Origin of the sequence: Streptomyces sp. NBC_01591, assembly GCF_035918155.1 — a bacterium.
Taxonomy (GTDB): Bacteria; Actinomycetota; Actinomycetes; order Streptomycetales; family Streptomycetaceae; genus Streptomyces.
The window spans coordinates 5,041,364-5,060,182 of record NZ_CP109327.1 but is presented as its reverse complement, the minus strand read 5'-3'; the positions used below and the strand labels follow the sequence as shown (position 1 = coordinate 5,060,182).

The window sequence follows — 18,819 nt, the reverse complement described above, 5'->3', positions numbered from 1 at the left end:
GCTCCTCCTCGACCGAGTGCCGACCCCACGGGCGGGGTCACGCCTTCCCGGTCGCTCACGAACTCAGGCCTTCGGAGCCACCTTGGACAGGCCGTTGATGATGCGGTCCATCGCGTCGCCGCCCGTCGGGTCGGTCAGGTTGGCGAGCATCTTCAGGGTGAACTTCATCAGCAGGGGGTGCGTCAGGCCGCGCTGGGTGGCGACCTTCATGACCTTCGGGTTGCCGATCACCTTCACGAAGGCGCGGCCCATCGTGTAGTAGCCGCCGTAGGTCTCCTTGAGCACCTTCGGGTAGTTGTTCAGCGCCAGTTCGCGCTGGGCCGGGGTCGCGCGGGCGTGGGCCTGGACAATGACGTCCGCGGCGATCTGGCCCGACTCCATGGCGTACGCGATGCCTTCGCCGTTGAAGGGGTTGACCATGCCGCCCGCGTCACCGACGAGCAGCAGGCCCTTGGTGTAGTGCGGCTGGCGGTTGAAGGCCATCGGGAGGGCGGCGCCGCGGATCGGCGTCGTCATGTTCTCCGGGGTGTAGCCCCAGTCCTCCGGCATCGAGGCGCACCACGCCTTGAGGACCTCGCGCCAGTCCAACTCCTTGAACGCGGAGGAGGAGTTGAGGATGCCGAGGCCGACGTTGGACGTACCGTCGCCCATGCCGAAGATCCAGCCGTAGCCGGGCAGCAGCCGGTCCTGGGGCCCGCGGCGGTCCCACAGCTCCAGCCAGGACTCCAGGTAGTCGTCGTCGTGGCGGGGCGAGGTGAAGTACGTACGGACGGCCACGCCCATCGGGCGGTCCTCGCGGCGGTGCAGGCCCATGGCGAGCGACAGCCGGGTGGAGTTGCCGTCGGCGGCGACGACGAGCGGGGCGTGGAAGGTGACCGGGGTCTTCTCCTCGCCGAGCTTCGCGTTGACGCCGGTGATGCGGCCGGTGCGGTCGTCGACGATCGGGGCGCCGACATTGCAGCGCTCGTACAGCCGCGCGCCCGCCTTCTGCGCCTGGCGGGCCAGTTGCTCGTCGAAGTCGTCGCGCTTGCGGACCAGTCCGTAGTCCGGGTACGAGGCGAGGTCCGGCCAGTCCAGCTGGAGACGGACGCCGCCGCCGATGATGCGCAGGCCCTTGTTGCGCAGCCAGCCGGCCTCTTCGGAGATGTCGATGCCCATGGAGACGAGCTGCTTGGTGGCACGCGGGGTGAGGCCGTCGCCGCAGACCTTCTCGCGGGGGAAGGCCGTCTTCTCCAGAAGCAGGACGTCCAGTCCGGCCTTGGCGAGGTAGTACGCGGTCGTGGAGCCGGCCGGGCCTGCCCCGACGACGATCACATCCGCGCTGTGTTCGGAGAGGGGCTGCTCGGTCACGGTCGGATCTCCCGAAGACTCGAAATCGCGTGCCGCGCGGCACCTGTCCCGTGCAGTCTATGGGGGTCTGCTGATCAACATTCCGAAGGGCTCCCAGATGTCGACCGTGCCTCCCGGCGCTCCCTCCATACAGCTGCGCGTCCCGACCGACGAGGACGCTCTGTCCTGGCATCGCGCGTTCGACGATCCCGAGGTGATGGAGTTCTTCGGCGGTGCGTCGGAGGAACTCTCGATGTACGAGGAGTGGACCGCCCGGCAGCGCAGGCTCGACGCCGAACTCGGCTACTGCTTGTGGACGGTGCTGGGCGAGGACGGCGAGGTGGCCGGCTTCACGGGCGCCCAGCCCTGGCCGCGGACCGATTACGGACCGGTGGGCGAGATCGAGATCGGCTGGCGGCTGGCCCGGTCGGCGTGGGGCCGGGGTTACGCCACCGCCGCCGCGCGCCTCACGCTGGAGCGGTTGCGCGCGGCCGGGGTGGAGCGGGTGGTGGCGACGATCGACGCGGGGAACGAGCGGTCGATCGCCGTGGCCCGGCGGCTGGGGATGGAGCGGGCGGAGAGCTTCACGACGCCGCAGCCGGCCCAGGAAGTGGTCTGCTTCCGGCTGGCCCTGACGCCGTGAACGCGGGCGTCAGTCGGTGTCGTTGAGCATCCACGTGGACAGTGCGGTGTCGAAGATCCGCCGGGCGCCGGGCCATTCGGTGTCGCGTTCGGTGGTGTAGATGGCGTACTCGGTGCCGTCGTCCGCGATGTAGCTCTGGTCGATCGCGTGGATCGTCTCGCCGCTCTCCCGGTCCTCGTACGTGTACTCCCAGATCGCGCCCGGCCGTCCCTGGAAGGAGTTGGCCGTCAGCTCAAGGCGGCGGTAGTTCTTCTGGTTGGCGTCGGCGGTGCGCTCCAGCGTCACGAAGTTCTCGTACGAGCTGTACGGGGCGTTGCGGATGACGCCGACCTTGAGCGCCGCCCGGCCGGTGGAACCCGCGTAGGTGATCTGGTTGTTCTCCTCGCTCCGCCGGTCCCAGACCGTGGGGACGGCGAAGGAGAACCCGGCGGTGTCGGAGACGAGCCGGAAGCCCTCGGGGACGGTGGGGGCGGAGGGGGTGGTGGAAGCGGTGGCGGTCGGGCTGGTGGAGGGGGTCTGCTGCTGCGACGGCTCGGCCGAGGGTTCCTGACTGCTCCGGGCCTCGGCGGCGGGCTTGTCGTCCTTGGGCGCTCCGTCACCGCTCCGGCTGTCCATCAGGGCCAGAACCCCCGCGGTAGCGCCGCCGCCCACGAGCAGCGCCGCGACGAGGGTGCCGGTCCAGATGAGGGCGGTGCGCCTGCGGTCACCGGCCGGGGAGGCGGGACGCGCCACGGGCTCGACGGTCAGCCCGACGGTCTGCGGGTCGTACGGAGCCGCGTCGTACGGGGACGGGGACGGCGTGGGAGCCGGGGTCGGAGTCGGGGTGGGAGTCGGCGTCGGTGGGACGGCCGGGGTCGACGGGACGGAAGGGGCGTACGCGGCCGGGGTCGCCGGGTCGTACGGAGCCCCCGGGCCGTACGGGGCCCCCGGAGCCGCACCGGGCGGCGTCGGAGCCGTCCCCGGCCCCGACATCGGCGTGGCCCGTCCCAGCAGGCGCAGCAGGTACGGCGCCACGAGCACCGCGCCGCCCACCCACAACAGCCCGAACAGCAGCGCGTCCGACACGCTCGGTGCGAGCTCCCCCGTGCCCTGGCCGCCCACGTCCCCGAAGCCGCCGCCCGACAGCGCCACGGACACCCCGCCGACCCCGCTCAGCACCAGGAACATCGCCAGGAACATCGCGCCCGCGGTGACCTGTTCACGCCGGTCCGCCGAGCGTCGCGCGGCCGAGATCCCCACCGCCAGCGCGCAGACGACACCGATGGCCAGCGCTCCGGTCACCGCCCAGCCGTTCACTGCCTCGCCCAGTTCGGACAGCCCGAAGCCGCCGTGCTCCATGCCCGAGCCGAAGAAACTCACCTGCCCCCGGACGTCGTACTCGACCGGGGCGCCCCAGCTCAGCCCGAGCACCGCCAGGCCGATGTTCGGCAGCAGCGGCAGTGCGATCAGCATGGCCTCGCCGTCCACGTCGTCGGCATTGGCGTACACGATGAACCCGATCAGGCTGCAGAGCAGGAGTACGACGCCGAGTGCCCGTACCGCCGTTCCCGCCGCCCGGACCGTGGTGAGCGCCACCGGCCGTGCGGCCAGCCACTGTGCCGAGACGTCGCGCTGGAGTACGCCGCCGGTGACGAGCAGCGAGATGACCAGCGCCCCGAGCGTGGCCAGAAGCGGTGCGGACGAGACCGAGACACCCGCGACATCGGGCTGGGCGAACAGCCCGAGGACCAGGACGGCGGCGGAGGCCACCAGGCCGATCCGTACCGCCGCCTCCAGCCCGCCGCCCTGTGCCCGGGCCCTGCGGGCGCCCAGGATCAGCGCGCCCACCCACAGCACGGTGACGGTCAGCGGGACCATGGAGAGCGAGGCGCCGCCCTGCGACATGCCTCCGTCGAAGTCGTACCCGCCGTCGCCGAAACCGCTGTCGCCGAAACCGCCGCTGTTTTCACCGCCGCCCGGGCCGGTGGGCCGCAGCTCGAAGCCGCCGCCGAACGCCTGGAGCAGCATCGCCAGCGCGATCCGCAGCCGGTCGCTCCAGCCGACGACGATGTCGTCGCCCTGCCCGTACGAGGGGATGGCGAGCGCCACCGCGAGGGCGAGGATCAGTCCGCTGGGCCAGGCGGCGGCCTTCACCGAACCCGCCCAGTCACCGCGGAAGGTCCGGCCGAAGAACGCGCCGAGGGGCGACGGAACGGCCGGACCGGACAGCGGAGACGCGGCCGGCGGCATCGGCGGCGGGGCCAGGGGCGGGACGGGGGGCGGGGCGAGCCGCGCCGTCCCGGCCTCCGGTTCCGTCTCCGCGGTCGGGCGTTCGCGCCCGCACTTCATACAGAAGAGTGCCCCGTCCGGGGCCTGTGTTCCACAGAACGGGCAGTACAACGGCATGCGAACTCCGGCGGCAGCAACGGGGAGGGGGACGACGATGTCGGGGAAGACATGTGCGTTTCAACGGACACATCTACCCCGCCGCCCGGTTCCCGTCTGCGGAATTCGCCGAACCGTTGTCTCAGGGGCGCACGCCCCGGTGCAGCGCCACCACACCACCGGTGAGGTTGCGCCAGGCGACCTTCGACCAGCCGGCCCGCTGGAGCGCGGCCGCGAGCCCGGGCTGGTCGGGCCAGGCGCGGATGGATTCGGCGAGGTAGACGTACGCGTCGGGGTTGGACGACACCGCGCGTGCGACCGGCGGCAGAGCCCGCATCAGGTACTCGGTGTAGACCGTGCGGAACGGCGCCCAGGTCGGCTGCGAGAACTCGCAGATCACCACCCGGCCGCCCGGCTTGGTCACCCGGTACAGCTCGCGCAGCGCCGCGTCCGTGTCCTGGACGTTGCGCAGCCCGAAGGAGATCGTCACCGCGTCGAAGGTCTCGTCGCGGAACGGCAGCCTGGTGGCGTCGCCCGCGGTGAAGGGCAGCCAGGAGTTGCGCTTCTTGCCCTCCTGGAGCATGCCGAGGGAGAAGTCGCACGGCACGACGTACGCGCCCGTCGCGGCGAACGGCAGCGACGACGTCGCCGTGCCCGCGGCCAGGTCGAGGACCTTCTCGGCGGGCCGGGCGTGCACCGCCTTCGCGACCTCCTTGCGCCACAGGCGGGCCTGGCCGAGTGACAGCACATCGTTGGTGAGGTCGTAGTTCGCCGCCACGTCGTCGAACATCGTGGCGACTTCGTGCGGCTGCTTTTCCAGGGATGCTCGGGTCACCCACCCATTCAAGCAGCCCGGTCCGCGGCGCTCCGCGCCGGTCGCGAGTCGGGCCCGGGTGGACTGAACCAATCCGGGCCACCCGCAGTCGGTACGGAAGGGAACACAGAGCCACCGGGAGCCAGGGGTCCGTGCCGCCGCTGTGGTGGTGCCCAGGTGGAGCACCGGCGACAAGGGGAATGCGGGCACACACGTGGAGCGTAAAGCCGCAGGTCGCAGGCGGTGGGTGGGAGCTGTTCCGGGGTACGGCACCAAAGGCGCCGCCGGGCGGGCGAATATGCCGTACCGGCCGCGATCCGGACGTGATCTATGGCTGGCCGGCCACACTGGGGTCCGCACCGGACGGGCCGACCGGGCGCGGAGATGTGGCCGGCACCGGTTCATTGATGCCCGGGGGGCGGGCGGGCGGCACCGGAGCCGGGTCCAGCGGGCTGCCGGGCAGCAGCACCAGCAGGCACACGGTCACCACGGCGGCAGCCACACCGAGCGCGGCGAAGGCCATCCTGCGTACCCGGCGCACTCCCCAACTGCGTCCCTGCGGGGGTGCATCGCGGCGCAGGTCGCGGTGCGTGACGAGCGCGGCGCGGGCGGCCAGCGCGGCGCGCAGCCGGTCCTCGGTCGCAAGTCGGCGGTCTTCGGCGTTCGGCTTCATCGGCCCGCCCCCAGCTTCTTCTCCAGGGCATCCAGCGCGCGGCTCGCGGTGGACTTCACCGTGCCGCGCGACAGCCCGAGCGTCTGCGCGATCTGCGCCTCGGTCAGCTCAGACCAGTAGCGCAGCACCAGCACCTCTCGCTGACGCTGCGTCAATTGTGCCATTGCGTCGAGAACTTGACGGTACTCCTCGGCGAGCAGCAGCCCCTCGTCGACGGGCGGCCCATAACCCTGGTGGGGCGGGGTGTAGGCACGGGCGGTGCGACGTCTGCGCAGCACGGAGCGGGCCGCGTTGACCACGGCTGTGTGCAGGTAGGCCCCGGGGTCCTGGAGCCCGTCCAGCGAGGTGCCGTGCGAGCGGCAGACTGCGGCGAAGGCGTCCTGGACGACGTCCTCGGCGGTGTGCAGATCGTCCACCAGGAAGAGCGCGAGCCGCACCATGTCGAGTCGCCGCGCCTGGTACAGCTCGGTCAGCGTGGGCGGCGGCTCGTCGTCGTACGGCGTACCGAGTGCCCGCAGATGATGTCCCCGTTCCGGCGCAGCCTCGGTCCGGGGCATGCGGGAGAACAGACGGGACCACCAGGGCGGCGCTGTGGGAATGGCGTACTGCATGGACCTCGATCCATTGCGGGAGGGGCGGGCGGGCCTGCGGAGAGGCCGGCCCGCCCCGTGGTGCTGCCGCTGCTGCTACTTCTGGGCTCCGCTGCCCGGCTTGATCACCCGGGGCGCTTCGGCCGGGACGGGCGCGGTGCCGGGCTTGCCCGCGTCGGCCCGCTTGCCCGCCTCGACGACCTTCGGGGTGCCGGCGGGCTTCGAGCCGACGGGCTTCGACACGGTCTGCGGGGCTGCGTCCCCGGTCGTGGTGACCTTCGGCGCGGCGGGGGCCGGCTTCACGCCGGAGTCGGCGACGGCCTGCATGGCGAAGCCGCCGCCCAGCAGCAGCGCGACACCGGTGACGGTACCCAGGACCCGGGGGCGGAGACAGTGGTTCCACTTGGCGTGCGTAGACATGGGACTCTCCTGAGGAAGTGACGGAAACACGGTCTGGAGCAACAGCTGAGAGGCGCCTTCAACCCACCAGACGTGCGACACCCCCCGAGGTTGCGACCACATCCGAGAAACCTCACCACGGCCTGCTCCTCGGGGGAGAGCGTGCTCAGTCCCCGCAGGCCGGCCCTGATCTGCCGCGCAGTACAGCAACCGGCGCACACGCCTCAGAGCCTGTCGGGTGGCCTTCGATCGGATAGCGGACGCGGTCTGGTGCGTGCGATTCCAAGGCGCCGGGATGTCCTCGTAGCGGAGCTACTAGGGCATTTCGGCAACGTGGGAAGCGTGCGTGCCAGAGCGTGGCCGCCCGATCAGAGGTCACCCGACAGGCTCTCAGCGCCGCCGGTACACCAGCCGCCCGCCCAGCACCGTGGCCACGCACCGCCCCGCCCCCGCCGCGCACAGCGCCGCCTCATCGGGTACGTCGAAGACGGCGAGGTCGGCGCGGCCGCCGACGGTGAGCGGGCCGTGCACGGAGCCGGGCAGGTCGTACCCCTCCACGAACGGGTCCAGGCTCGGTTCGCCGACCAGGATGCCGGGGGCGCCGACGACCGAGACCTCCGTCATACCCGAGCGGGCGACGGCGGTGCGGACGGCCGGGTCGTGGAAGCGGCCCGCGAGGTGCGTCGTGCCGTACCGCAGCATCTGCTGCAGCCCGCGCCGTACGCTGCCCGCCCGCCGCGTCGCGTCCATCTCACCGACCAGCCGCTCGAACGCCTCGCCCCACAGCGGCTGGTCGCCGAGCTCGTCCGCCTCTCGCGGGTCGGGGTGGTAGCAGCGGGTGAGCAGCCACAGCCCGTGCCACTGCCGCAGCCCCGGCGTGATGACGCCCGGCCATGTACGGACCCGGGCCGTGGGGTGGGCGGCCACGACCTCGTCGTACGGTCCGAGCGCGACGATCCGGTCGCCCTCCACGGCCACCGCACCCTGCGCAACGGCAGCCGCGCCGACCGGAAGAACCAGCGGCGCGGCATGAACGGTCAGCAAAGCGGCCTCAGTTGGCGTTGAGGAGCTTCAGCTCCGGGTGAGCCGTGCCGCCCTCGATCGCGGTGGACGAGATGTGCGAGACCACGCGCTCGTCGACCGGGTCGTTCGCCGGGTCGTCGTGGACGACGAGGTGCTCGTACGTGGTGGCGCGCTGGGCGGGCACCCGGTCCGCCTTGCGGATCAGGTCGATGATCTCCAGGCGGTTGGAGCGGTGCTTGGCGCCGGCCGAGGAGACGACGTTCTCCTCCAGCATGATCGAGCCGAGGTCGTCGGCGCCGTAGTGCAGCGACAGCTGGCCGACCTCCTTGCCGGTGGTCAGCCAGGAGCCCTGGATGTGCGCGACGTTGTCGAGGAAGATCCGGGCGATGGCGATCATCCGCAGGTACTCGAAGAGCGTGGCCTGCGTCTGGCCCTTCAGCTTGTTGTTCTCCGGCTGGTACGTGTACGGGATGAACGCGCGGAAGCCGCCCGTCCGGTCCTGTACGTCGCGGATCATCCGCAGGTGCTCGATGCGCTCGGCGTTGGTCTCGCCGGTGCCCATCAGCATGGTGGAGGTGGACTCGACACCGAGGCGGTGGGCGATCTCCATGATCTCCAGCCAGCGCTCGCCGGACTCCTTGAGCGGGGCGATCGCGGTACGCGGCCGGGCCGGCAGCAGCTCGGCGCCGGCTCCCGCGAAGGAGTCGAGACCGGCGGCGTGGATGCGCTGGATGGCCTCCTCGACGGAGACCTTGGAGATCCGGGCCATGTGCTCGACCTCGGAGGCGCCCAGCGAGTGGATGACCAGCTGCGGGAACGCCTTCTTGATCGCGGAGAAGTGCTCCTCGTAGTACTCGACGCCGTAGTCCGGGTGGTGCCCGCCCTGGAACATGATCTGCGTACCGCCGAGTTCGACGGTCTCCGCGCAGCGGCGCAGGATGTCGTCGAGGTCGCGGGACCAGCCCTTGGCGGTGTCCTTCGGCGCGGCGTAGAAGGCGCAGAACTTGCAGGCCGTGACACAGACGTTCGTGTAGTTGATGTTGCGCTCGATGATGTACGTCGCGATGTGCTCCGTACCGGCGTAACGGCGGCGGCGTACAGCGTCGGCGGCCGCGCCCAGTGCGTGCAGCGGCGCCGAACGGTAGAGGTCGAGCGCCTCCTCCGGAGAGATCCGACCGCCCTCGGCGGCTCGGTCGAGGATGGGCTGAAGGTCGGCCTTCTCGGTCACCGGGCTGTCACCTTTCGGCGGTTCTTCAACGGATCTACGGACCGGTTCAGCGTACGCCAGCCCCTTGCGGGGTCAGCCGCCGGACCGGCTCAGCGTGCCGTACGGCAGACCCGCGCCCCGCTCCTCGGACCGGAAGCGCAGGGTGCCGTCGGCGGCCAGGGTGAAGTGGACGTCGGTGGTGGTGGAGGTGCACAGGGCCGGGGTGCTGGGCCGGTCCGGGTCGACGCGTTCGTGGAGGGTCAGTTCCTCGGCGGTGCCGGAGGTGAGGCTGGCGACGCTGTTGCAGCTGACGGTGACTCCGAGGCTGGTGACCTCGGTGTTCATCCGGACCACGTCCGTACCCTTCTTCCCCGCGGTGAAGACGGCGGTGAGCGTGCCGTGCGGCTGCCCGCTGGTCTTCTCGGTGACCGGGCCCTTCCAGGTGCCGATGAACTCCTTCGGGAGTGCGGTGATCTGCTCCGGGCTCGCCGAGCCCGAGTCCGTGGGCTGCGACGGCCGGCCGGTCGCGGTGGCGGCCGGCGGGGTGCTGCCGACGTTGCCGTGCTCGGCGTTGTTCTGGCCGCCGCCGCCCGGCATCAGGTCGAAGATGAACGCGCTGCCCACGGTCACGGCGGCGAGAGCACCCGCCACCGCGAGGGCGACGGTGCAGCTCAGTCTCCGGCCGCGGTTCGCGTCCGGAGAGGCCGGGCCGGAGTCCGCGCTGACGGTGACGGACAAACGGGGATCGGACGTACGTTGTCCGGGCAGCCCGGACTCACCGGCATGCCGCGACGGCCCGGATACCCCGGATGTCCCCGATGTCCTGGCCGACTGGGCCGCGCTCTCGGCCGTGGGCCACGAGGGCAGTACGCCCGGATGGGACAGCCGGGTCGGGTCGTGCGTGGGGAAGGGCTCGGCCGGCGACCCGTACCCGCCGCCCACGCCCCCGGCCCCGGCCCCGTTGGCGCCGTTCAATCCGTTGGCGCCGCCCGCATCCCACGCCGCGCCGCTGAACGGCACCGGCCCCGACTGCACCGGCGCGTCCTGCGGCTCCAGGTCCAGCAGCGCAACCGCGGCCCGGCTCACCTCGCGCACCAGCGGTCCGGGCAGCCAGCCGGCCGCCACCAGCGCGGCGGCCCCGCCCGGCGCCAGCCGCCGGGCCAGCTCCATGGGCGTGGGCCGGTCCTCCGGCTCCTTCGCCAGGCACCCGGCGACGATCTCCCGCAGATCCCCCTCCAACTCCCCCAACTCGGGCTCCTCGTGCACCACCTTGTAGAGGAGTACGGCCGAGGAGTCGCCGAGGAAGGGAGCGGTACCGGTCGCCGCGTACGCGAGCACCGCGCCGAGCGAGAAGACATCGGCCGCGCCCGAGATGTCGACGCCCCGGATCTGTTCCGGAGCCATGTAGCCGGGCGAGCCGACCGAGACCCCGGTGGAGGTGAGCGAGGCGGTGGCGCCGATGGCGTGGGCGATCCCGAAGTCGATCAGCCGGGGGCCGTCCAGGGCCAGCAGTACGTTGGACGGCTTCACATCACGGTGGATGAGGCCCTGCTCGTGCACCGCGGCCAGCGCCTCCCCGAGTCCGGCGCCCAGCGTCCGTACCGCGTTCTCGGGCAGCAGCCCGTACTCGGCGACCGCGGCGGAGAGCGGGGGGCCGGCCACGTAGCCGGTGGCGACCCACGGAATGGGCGCGTCCGGGTCGGCGTCCAGCACGGGAGCCGTCCACTGCGCACCGATCCGCCGTGCTGCGTCCACCTCGCGCCGGAAGCGCGCGCGGAACTGCTCGTCGAGCGCGAAATGCGGGTGCACGACCTTGACCGCGACGGTGCGCCCGCCCGCGCTGCGCCCCAGATAGACCCGGCCCATGCCGCCCGCACCGAGCCTGCCGAGCAATCGGTAGGCACCGATGGTCAGCGGTTCGCCGGCTTCCAGCGGCTGCATATGGACTCCCCCTGTGGACCGGCCCGACCTCCGACCGAAGCCTAGGGGGCGAAGGTCATCGCGTCACAGAGGAAACCATCCGCCTATTTCACCCCTAAGGGAACGAACAACGGCTTTCGATACAACAAAAGGCGTGAATGCGTCGTTCACCCGAGCGATTCCGGAGCCGGCCGGGACGCACGGCCGGCACCGCCCGGGAATCGACTATTCGGCGCGTATTAACCCGAATCGAGGCCGTACCGGCAGAAGTGCCGGGAGAAGCGACGAGAGAAGGCGCGCGAGAAGACGAGGGAGAAGTGCGGAGGGAGAAGAGCGGGGGATAGGCGGCCCGGAAAGGTACAGAATTCACCTATATCCCGGGGCATTCCCGTGCAAGGCGCGCGGCGCACGCCCCGCGCCCGCACCCCGCCCGTACCCCGCCCCGCTTCCGTCAGCCGCCGAGCAGCTCGACCTTCACGTCCGCCGGGAAGCCGGTCGTCGGACCGACCCGGCGCGCGAACTCCTGCACACCCGCCAGCTGGTCCGGACCGAAGCGGAAGTCCAGGGTCGTGAAGTACCGCTCCAGCACCTCCGAGTCGAAGGCCTCCCAGCGCGCCGCCTGCTCCGCGACCTTGGTGACCTCCTCCAGCGAGAGGTCCCGCGAGGCCAGGAAGGCCTCGTGCACCTTGTTCACCTGGTGGGGCAGGCTCGCCAGGTAGTCCTTGCGGGCCGCCCAGACCGCGAAGACGAACGGCAGCCCGGTCCACTCCTTCCACATCTGGCCCAGGTCATGGACCTGAAGGCCGAGCCGGGGCGCGTCGTGCAGGTTGGCGCGCAGCGCGGCGTCACCGATCAGCACGGCGGCGTCCGCCTCCTGCATCATCAGGCCGAGGTCCGGCGGGCAGGTGTAGTAGTCCGGGTTGACCCCGTACCGCTCGGCGAGCAGCAGCTGGGCCAGCCGCACGGAGGTGCGCGAGGTCGAGCCGAGGGCCACCCGGGCCCGGTCCAGCTGGTCCAGCGGCACCTGCGACACGATCACGCACGACATGACGGGCCCATCGCAGCCCACCGCGATGTCGGGGAAGGCGACCAGGTCGTCGGCGTTGCGCAGGTACTCCACCAGCGTGACGGGGCCGATGTCCAGATCGCCCCTGATCAGCTGCTCGCTGAGCTTCTCCGGGGTGTCCTTCGAGAGCTCCAGGTCGAGCAGGGTCCCGGTGCGCGCCAGTCCCCAGTACAGGGGAAGGCAGTTCAGGAACTGGATGTGGCCGACGCGCGGCCGGCTCCGACGGTCGTCGCCTGCGACGGTTGAGACGGTTGAATTGTCCACATCGCGAGGCTAGACCCGTGGCGCGATCCGAACGGCACCGGGGGCGCGAGGCGCTCCCGGATCTCACTCCCCGGCCTCCTCCGTACCCCTCGAAGTCGCCTCTGCGACACCCTCCCGTACGCCCGCTCCGTCAGCCCATCAGCACGGCAATCAAACGTCCGAGTGAAGTGATCTTTCCCTCTACCCTTCGATACACGCTGCGTGCTAGGCTCGACGCAAGTTGCAGTTTGGTTTCCCTTGCAGTACAGAGCCTGCGGAGCATGTAACCCGCAGGCTTTTGTAGTTTTCAGACTTCTTTGCAGGTTCTGGAGCAGGGCAACCCTTTGGCCCAAGGAGGGCTTATGGCTACCGGAACCGTCAAGTGGTTCAACGCTGAAAAGGGCTTCGGCTTCATCGCCCAGGACGGCGGCGGCCCGGATGTCTTCGTCCACTACTCCGCGATCAACGCGTCCGGGTTCCGCTCTCTCGAGGAGAACCAGGTCGTGAACTTCGACGTCACTCAGGGACCCAAGGGTCCGCAGGCTGAGAACGTCACCCCGGCCTAGTTGCCCGGGTCGGCCGATCGCGGCCGGCTAGTAGTACCCAAGGAGCCCCGCTCCTCCGCCTCGGCGGAGGAGCGGGGCTCCTGCCTTTTCCGCTCCCCGGTTTATCCCGCTCCCGCTCTCCCCCCTCATTTCTTCCGATGCCCGTCCGCAGGGTGGCGACGCTTGACCTTGACACCGTGTGAAGCGGTGCGCTGGGAGACATCATGTTCACCATCGGAGACTTCGCCCGGTACGGACGGGTGTCGGCCCGGATGCTGCGTCACTACGACGCCATCGGGCTGCTGCACCCCGACCGCACCGACCCCGCCACCGGCTACCGCTTCTACGGGGCCGCCCAGCTCGCCCGCCTCAACCGCATCATCGCCCTCAAGGACCTCGGCTTCACGCTCCAGCAGGTGCAGGCCATCCTCGACGAGCAGGTGGGGCCGGAGGAGCTGCGCGGGATGCTGCGGCTGCGCCAGGCGGAGCTGGAGGAGGCCATGAGGGCGGCGGCCGCACGGCTGGCGCAGGTCGAGGCGAGGCTCCGGTCGATCGAGAGCGAGGGACGCATGTCTGTGGACGATGTCGTCGTCAAGAATGTTGCCGCGGTACGGGTCGCCGAGCTGGCCGGCACCGCGGCGAGCTACGAGCCGGAGGACATCACTCCGGTGATCGGCCCGCTGTACGACCGGCTGTTCCCGTTGCTGGACGGGGCGGGCGTCAGTCCGAGCGGCCCCGGGATCGCGTACTACGAGGATGCCCCGGAAGGCGGCGGCGTCGTCGTCCACGCGGGCGTCACGGTGTCCGCCCCGGTGGGCCCGCTGGGCGACACCGGGATCACGGTGGTCGAACTGCCCCCGTTCGAGGCGGCGACCATCGTCCACCGGGGTTCGATGGACAGCGTGCTGCCGACGGCCCAGACCCTGGCCCGCTGGATCGACGCCAACGACTACCGGTCCGCGGGTTACGCCCGGGAGATCAGCCTGGAGTGCCCCGAGGACCGGGACGAGTGGGTGACGGAGCTCCAGGAGCCGATCGCCAGGGTCTGACCCGCCGGAACACCTGGAGGTCGGAAGAACGTGACACCCCACCCCGGGGTGTCACGTTCTTCCACACCTTCTACTGACCTCCGCCGGGCCCTGCCCACAGCCCGTCGTCCGTCAGCCCCAGCAGGTCGATCGCGTTGCGGCGCACGATCCGGTCCACCACATCGGCGTCCAGATGCCCCATCTGCGCCTCGCCGACCTCACGCGACTTGGGCCAGGTTGAGTCGGAGTGCGGGTAGTCCGTCTCGTACAGGACGTTTCCGACGCCGATCGCGTCCAGGTTCTTCAGCCCGAAGGCGTCGTCGAAGAAGCACCCGTAGACGTGCTCGGCGAACAGCTCCGACGGCGGGCGGTGGACCTTGTCGGCGACACCGCCCCAGGCCCGGTTCTCCTCCCAGACCACGTCGGCGCGTTCCAGGATGTACGGGATCCAACCGATCTGTCCCTCCGCGTACATGATCCGGAGGTTCGGGAACCGTTCGAACTTGCCGCTCATCAGCCAGTCGACCATCGAGAAGCAGCAGTTGGCGAAGGTGATGGTGGACCCCACGGCGGGCGGGGCGTCGGCCGAGGTGGACGGCATCTTCGAGGACGAGCCGATGTGCATCGCGATCACCGTCCCCGTCTCGTCACAGGCCCGCAGGAACGGATCCCACTCGTCCGTGTGAATCGAGGGCAGTCCGAGGTGCGGGGGTATCTCGGAGAACGCCACCGCGCGCACGCCGCGCGCCGCGTTCCGCCGGACCTCGTCCGCGGCCAGCCGTGCGTCCCAGAGCGGGATCAGGGTGAGCGGTATGAGCCGGCCGTGCGCCTCGGGCCCGCACCACTCCTCGACCATCCAGTCGTTGTACGCGCGCACTCCGAGCAGCCCCAGCTCGCGGTCCTTCGCTTCGGTGAAGGTCTGGCCGCAGAAGCGCGGGAAGGTGGGGAAACAGAGCGCGGACTGGACGTGGTTGACGTCCATGTCGGCGAGCCGGTCGGGGACCGAGAACGAACCCGGACGCATCTGCTCGTACGTGATGACTTCCAGCTTGATCTCGTCCCGGTCGTAGCCGACCGCGGTGTCGAGCCGGGTGAGCGGACGGTGCAGATCCTCGTACACCCACCAGTCGCCGATCGGCCCGTCGTCGCCCTTCGCACCCATCACGGGCGCGAACTTCCCACCCATGAAGGTCATTTCCTTGAGCGGTGCGCGAACGATCCGCGGGCCGCGGTCGAGGTACTTCGACGGGAGCCGGTCCCGCCAGACATGAGCGGGCTCCACCGTGTGGTCGTCCACCGAGATGATCTTCGGGAAGGTCTCCATATACACCACCGTAGCGCTGATCTGACGAACCGTCAGCTATGCGGGCCGGACCCCGTTCGATAATCGTTGTCGAGGGCTTGTGCAGAGAGTCACCCACTGCTGACGTGCCACCCAAGACAAGGCAGACTGTTGAGCGCGATACCAGCGGTACCGAGCAATCCGCATCCACCCGCCCCGGACCGGCGCATGGGCGGGCAATCCAGGCGGACGGCATCAAGCACGATGGGCAGCACAGGCGGGGCGAGCAGGGCAGGGGGCAGCAATGGACCGTGACATCGGGCCACACGTGCGTGTTCCGGAGCAGCGCGCTCCACAACAGCGGTCGGCGGGCGGCGTCGATCTGCGCTTCTCCGTACTCGGTCCGGTACGGGCATGGCGGGACGGCGAAGCGCTGTCGTCCGGTTCGCCGCAGCAGCGCGCCCTGCTGGCGGCACTCCTGCTGCGCGGCGGCCGCACGGCCACCGCCTCGGAACTCATCGACGCGATCTGGGGCGACGAGCCGCCCTCGCAGGCGCTCGCCGCCATACGCACGTACGCCTCCCGGCTCCGCAAGGTCCTCGACCCGCAGACGCTGGTCAGCGACGCCGGTGGGTACGCGATCCGGGCCGGCCACGACGCCCTCGACCTGACGGTGGCCCAGGAGCTGGCGGCCGACGCGGACAAGGCCCGCGCGTCCGGCGACCGCTGCCAGGCCCGGACCCTGCTCAACAAGGCGCTCGGGCTGTGGGACGGCGAGGTCCTGGCCTCCGTGCCCGGACCGTACGCCGAGAACCAGCGCACCCGCCTGGAGGAATGGCGGCTCCAGCTCACCGAGACCCGCCTCGACCTGGATCTGGAGGTCGGCTGCCACGCGGAGGCGGTCTCCGAACTGACCGCGCTCACAGCCGCGCACCCCCTGCGGGAACGGCTGCGCGAGCTCCTGATGATCGCCCTGTACCGCAGCGGCCGCCAGGCCGAGGCGCTGGCCGTCTACGCCGACACCCGCCGGCTGCTCGCCGACGAACTGGGCGTCGACCCGCGCCCCGAGCTCGCCCAGCTCCAGCAGCGCATCCTGCGGGCCGACGAGGAACTCGCCCGCCCCGCGGACGAACCGGCTCCCGCCCCGGCCCCGGTGCGCCCCGCCCAGCTCCCGGCCACCGTCCCGGACTTCACCGGCCGCGCCTCCTTCGTACGCGAACTGGGCGACCGGCTGGCGACCGCCGAGGGTTCGGTGATGGCCGTCTCGGCGCTGGCCGGCATCGGCGGCGTCGGCAAGACGACCCTCGCCGTCCACGTCGCCCACCAGGCGCGCCAGCACTTCCCGGACGGCCAGCTGTACGTGGACCTCCAGGGCGCGGGCGCACGGGCGGCGGAGCCGGAGACGGTCCTCGGCGCGTTCCTGCGCGCGCTGGGCACGGCGGACTCGGCGATCCCCGACTCCCTGGACGAGCGCGCCGCGCTGTACCGCTCCACGCTCGACGGACGCCGGATACTGGTCCTCCTCGACAACGCCCACGACGCGGCCCAGGTCCGCCCCCTGCTCCCCGGCACCGCGGGCTGCGCGGCGCTGATCACCAGCCGCGTCCGGATGGTCGACCTGGCCGGTTCCCATCTGGTCGACCTGGACGTGATGTCGCCCGAGGAGGCGCTCCAGCTCTTCACCCGCATCGTGGGCGAGGAGCGCATCAACTCCGAGCGTGAGGCCGCCCTGGACGTGGTCGCGGCCTGCGGCTTCCTCCCCCTGGCCATCCGCATCGCCGCCTCCCGCCTGGCCGCCCGCCGCACCTGGACGGTCTCCGTCCTGGCCGCCAAGCTCGCCGACGAACGCCGCCGCCTGGACGAACTCCAGGCCGGCGACCTCGCGGTGAAGGCCACCTTCGAGCTCGGCTACGGCCAGCTGGAGCCCGCCCAGGCCCGCGCCTTCCGCCTCCTCGGCCTGGCGGACGGCCCGGACATCTCCCTGGCCGCCGCGGCGGCCCTGCTCAACCTGGAGACCCACACGGCCGAGGACCTCCTGGAGTCCCTGGTGGACACCAGCCTCGTGGAGTCCGCGGCCCCCGGCCGCTACCGCTACCACGACCTGGTGCGCCTCTACGCGCGTTCTTGCGCGGAGCGGGGCGAAGAGCCTCTGGAGGAACGGGAGTCGGCGCTGTCACGGCTGCTGGACTTCTACCTGGCGACGGCGGCGGGGGTGTACGCGCTGGAGCGGCCGGGGGACCGCGCTGTCGCCCACCTGGTGACCACCGAGCACCCGGGGCTCGCGTTCACCGACGGGCACGAGGCGGTGGACTGGCTGTACAGCGAGGCTGATTCGCTGCTTGCCTGCGCCCACCAGAGCGCGTCGAGCGGAATGCTGCAGCGTGCCGTCGACCTGCTCTGCGCGGCGAAGGACCTTGCCGAGTCGGGCGCGAACTCCCGCCAGTACGAGACCACGGGCGTGGCTCTGCGCGACGCGGCGATGGCTGCCGCAGACCCTCGGTCCGAGGCACGGGCCCGTGCCTCGCTGTCCACCGTCTACCTCGTCTCCGGCCGCTTCACGCTGGCCGACGAGGAGGCCGGGCACGCGATGGATCTGGCCAGGAGCACCGAGGACCCGATCCCCGCATGCTGGGCCCCCAACGACCGCGGCATCATCGCGTTCTACCAGGGGCGGTACGAAGAGGGCGAGAAGTTCCTGCAGCAGGCGATAGACAGCTACCGCGCGGACGGAAACCTGGTCGGCGAGGCGTCCGCGTTGTGCAATCTCTCGCGTATCCACGTGAACATGGACCGCACGGCCAGCGCGGTCGAGCTCGCCCAGCAGGGCACAGCCATCTTCGACGGAATGGGACTCAGCCTCCGCACGGCCAACGGTCGCTTCGCGCTGGGCATCGCGCTTACTCAGGCCGGAAGGCCGACCGAGGCCCTGGCGGAGCTCGACGAGGCTCTGCGCGTGTTCCAGGGCAACCGCCAGCGCCTCTGGGAGGGCTCGACCCATTTCCGGATGGCGGAGGCACACCTGGCCGACGAGCGCCCCGCGCGGGCGGCTCAGCACGCGGAGCAGGCACTGGCTCTGCGTGTCATCGGAGGCGAATGGATGCGGGGAAACGTTCTGATCACCCTGGGACACGCCCTCGAACGCCTGGGTCAGATCGACCGGGCACATGCATGCTGGACCGAAGCACTGGCCATCCACGAACAGTTCGGAGCTGCGGAGGCGGACAAGGTCCGGGCCCTCCTCTCCCCGGCCAGTGCCGCCTGACACGCCGGAACCAGCAGAGAACCGGCGGCGTTCATCGAACGTTTATCGCCACTCGTCAGTCTTAAGCCCATCGATCCGTCGTGTCGGGGGGCAGGCGGGTTGCACGGGGGACCACACCGCTAGGGTGAACGGCCCTGATATGCCCGTCCGGCAGCCCACGGGGGAGCAGCCGGACGGGCATCGCCGACCACGCAAGCAAGAACTTTGGGAGTTGACAGGCATGAGCGACGCATTGAAGCCGAAGACCGGTGCCGCGACCACTCAGGAGAACCACGCCGGCAGCCCGAGCAACGGCGGCGCCGTCAAGCCGCTGGAGAACCACGCCGGCAGCGCGAGCGAGGACATCACGACCCTGGAGAACCACGCCGGCAGCACGCCGAAGGACCTGCTCAAGACGCAGGAGAACCACGCGGGTTCCGAGAAGGCCTGAA

General features: G+C 70.9%; 16 protein-coding genes. 5 read left to right on the top strand and 11 right to left on the bottom strand.

The genetic code is table 11. From position 1 onward, the window contains the following. Positions 1 to 63: 63 nt before the first annotated feature. The gene (locus OG978_RS23650; protein WP_326767130.1) at positions 64 to 1,350 is read right to left on the bottom strand and encodes a geranylgeranyl reductase family protein; all 1,287 of its coding nucleotides are present in this window, start codon (positions 1,348 to 1,350) and stop codon (positions 64 to 66) included. A 97-nt stretch (positions 1,351 to 1,447) separates the two neighbouring features. Between OG978_RS23650 and OG978_RS23645 the strand changes: the two genes are divergently transcribed. Beyond that, positions 1,448 to 1,972, top strand: a complete 525-nt coding sequence (locus OG978_RS23645; protein ID WP_326767129.1) for a GNAT family N-acetyltransferase — start codon at positions 1,448 to 1,450, stop codon at positions 1,970 to 1,972. 9 nt (positions 1,973 to 1,981) lie between these two features. Here the strand turns inward: OG978_RS23645 and OG978_RS23640 are convergent, their stop codons facing one another. The 9 genes from OG978_RS23640 to OG978_RS23600 all read right to left on the bottom strand — a co-directional run bounded on the left by OG978_RS23640 (position 1,982) and on the right by OG978_RS23600 (position 12,292). Next, positions 1,982 to 4,357 (bottom strand): zinc-ribbon domain-containing protein, encoded by a 2,376-nt coding sequence (locus OG978_RS23640; protein ID WP_326767128.1) that lies wholly within the window; start codon positions 4,355 to 4,357, stop codon positions 1,982 to 1,984. A gap of 121 nt (positions 4,358 to 4,478) precedes the next feature. After that, complete coding sequence (locus tag OG978_RS23635) at positions 4,479 to 5,171, bottom strand: demethylmenaquinone methyltransferase (protein WP_326767127.1); 693 nt, start codon at positions 5,169 to 5,171, stop codon at positions 4,479 to 4,481. A gap of 307 nt (positions 5,172 to 5,478) precedes the next feature. Beyond that, on the bottom strand, positions 5,479 to 5,823 hold the full coding sequence (locus tag OG978_RS23630) for a hypothetical protein (protein ID WP_326767126.1): 345 nt from the start codon (positions 5,821 to 5,823) through the stop codon (positions 5,479 to 5,481). Then, positions 5,820 to 6,434, bottom strand: coding sequence for an RNA polymerase sigma factor (locus tag OG978_RS23625; RefSeq protein WP_326767125.1), 615 nt, complete (start codon positions 6,432 to 6,434; stop codon positions 5,820 to 5,822). Before OG978_RS23625 ends, OG978_RS23630 begins: the two co-directional genes overlap by 4 nt. Before the next feature lie 75 nt (positions 6,435 to 6,509). Continuing rightward, entirely contained in the window at positions 6,510 to 6,833 is a 324-nt protein-coding gene (locus tag OG978_RS23620) for a hypothetical protein (protein ID WP_326767124.1), read from the bottom strand. Between the two features lie 369 nt (positions 6,834 to 7,202). Further along, positions 7,203 to 7,856, bottom strand: a complete 654-nt coding sequence (locus OG978_RS23615; protein WP_326767123.1) for an imidazolonepropionase-like domain-containing protein — start codon at positions 7,854 to 7,856, stop codon at positions 7,203 to 7,205. 7 nt (positions 7,857 to 7,863) lie between these two features. Then, positions 7,864 to 9,063, bottom strand: coding sequence for a cyclic dehypoxanthinyl futalosine synthase (mqnC, locus tag OG978_RS23610; RefSeq protein ID WP_266730534.1), 1,200 nt, complete (start codon positions 9,061 to 9,063; stop codon positions 7,864 to 7,866). Between the two features lie 72 nt (positions 9,064 to 9,135). Then, entirely contained in the window at positions 9,136 to 10,983 is a 1,848-nt protein-coding gene (locus OG978_RS23605) for a serine/threonine-protein kinase (RefSeq protein WP_326767122.1), read from the bottom strand. A gap of 430 nt (positions 10,984 to 11,413) precedes the next feature. Further along, positions 11,414 to 12,292 carry a menaquinone biosynthetic enzyme MqnA/MqnD family protein gene (locus OG978_RS23600; protein ID WP_326767121.1) on the bottom strand — a complete coding sequence of 293 codons (879 nt, stop codon included), beginning with the start codon at positions 12,290 to 12,292 and terminating at the stop codon, positions 11,414 to 11,416. Positions 12,293 to 12,633: 341 nt separating this feature from the next. On the opposite strand from OG978_RS23600, the gene OG978_RS23595 reads away from it, so the two are divergent. Together OG978_RS23595 and OG978_RS23590 are read left to right on the top strand one after the other, a co-directional pair. Beyond that, positions 12,634 to 12,837, top strand: a complete 204-nt coding sequence (locus tag OG978_RS23595; RefSeq protein WP_003967102.1) for a cold-shock protein — start codon at positions 12,634 to 12,636, stop codon at positions 12,835 to 12,837. A 203-nt stretch (positions 12,838 to 13,040) separates the two neighbouring features. Beyond that, positions 13,041 to 13,865, top strand: a complete 825-nt coding sequence (locus tag OG978_RS23590) for a MerR family transcriptional regulator (protein WP_326767120.1) — start codon at positions 13,041 to 13,043, stop codon at positions 13,863 to 13,865. A 70-nt stretch (positions 13,866 to 13,935) separates the two neighbouring features. Here OG978_RS23590 and OG978_RS23585 read toward each other — a convergent pair whose 3' ends face one another. Beyond that, a complete protein-coding gene (locus OG978_RS23585; RefSeq protein WP_326767119.1) occupies positions 13,936 to 15,168 on the bottom strand; it encodes an amidohydrolase family protein in 1,233 nt (410 codons plus the stop codon). Between the two features lie 262 nt (positions 15,169 to 15,430). Between OG978_RS23585 and OG978_RS23580 the strand changes: the two genes are divergently transcribed. Beyond that, positions 15,431 to 18,388, top strand: a complete 2,958-nt coding sequence (locus tag OG978_RS23580) for an AfsR/SARP family transcriptional regulator (protein WP_326767118.1) — start codon at positions 15,431 to 15,433, stop codon at positions 18,386 to 18,388. Between the two features lie 220 nt (positions 18,389 to 18,608). Next, on the top strand, positions 18,609 to 18,818 hold the full coding sequence (locus OG978_RS23575; protein ID WP_326767117.1) for a hypothetical protein: 210 nt from the start codon (positions 18,609 to 18,611) through the stop codon (positions 18,816 to 18,818). The last annotated feature ends 1 nt before the right edge of the window (position 18,819 follow it).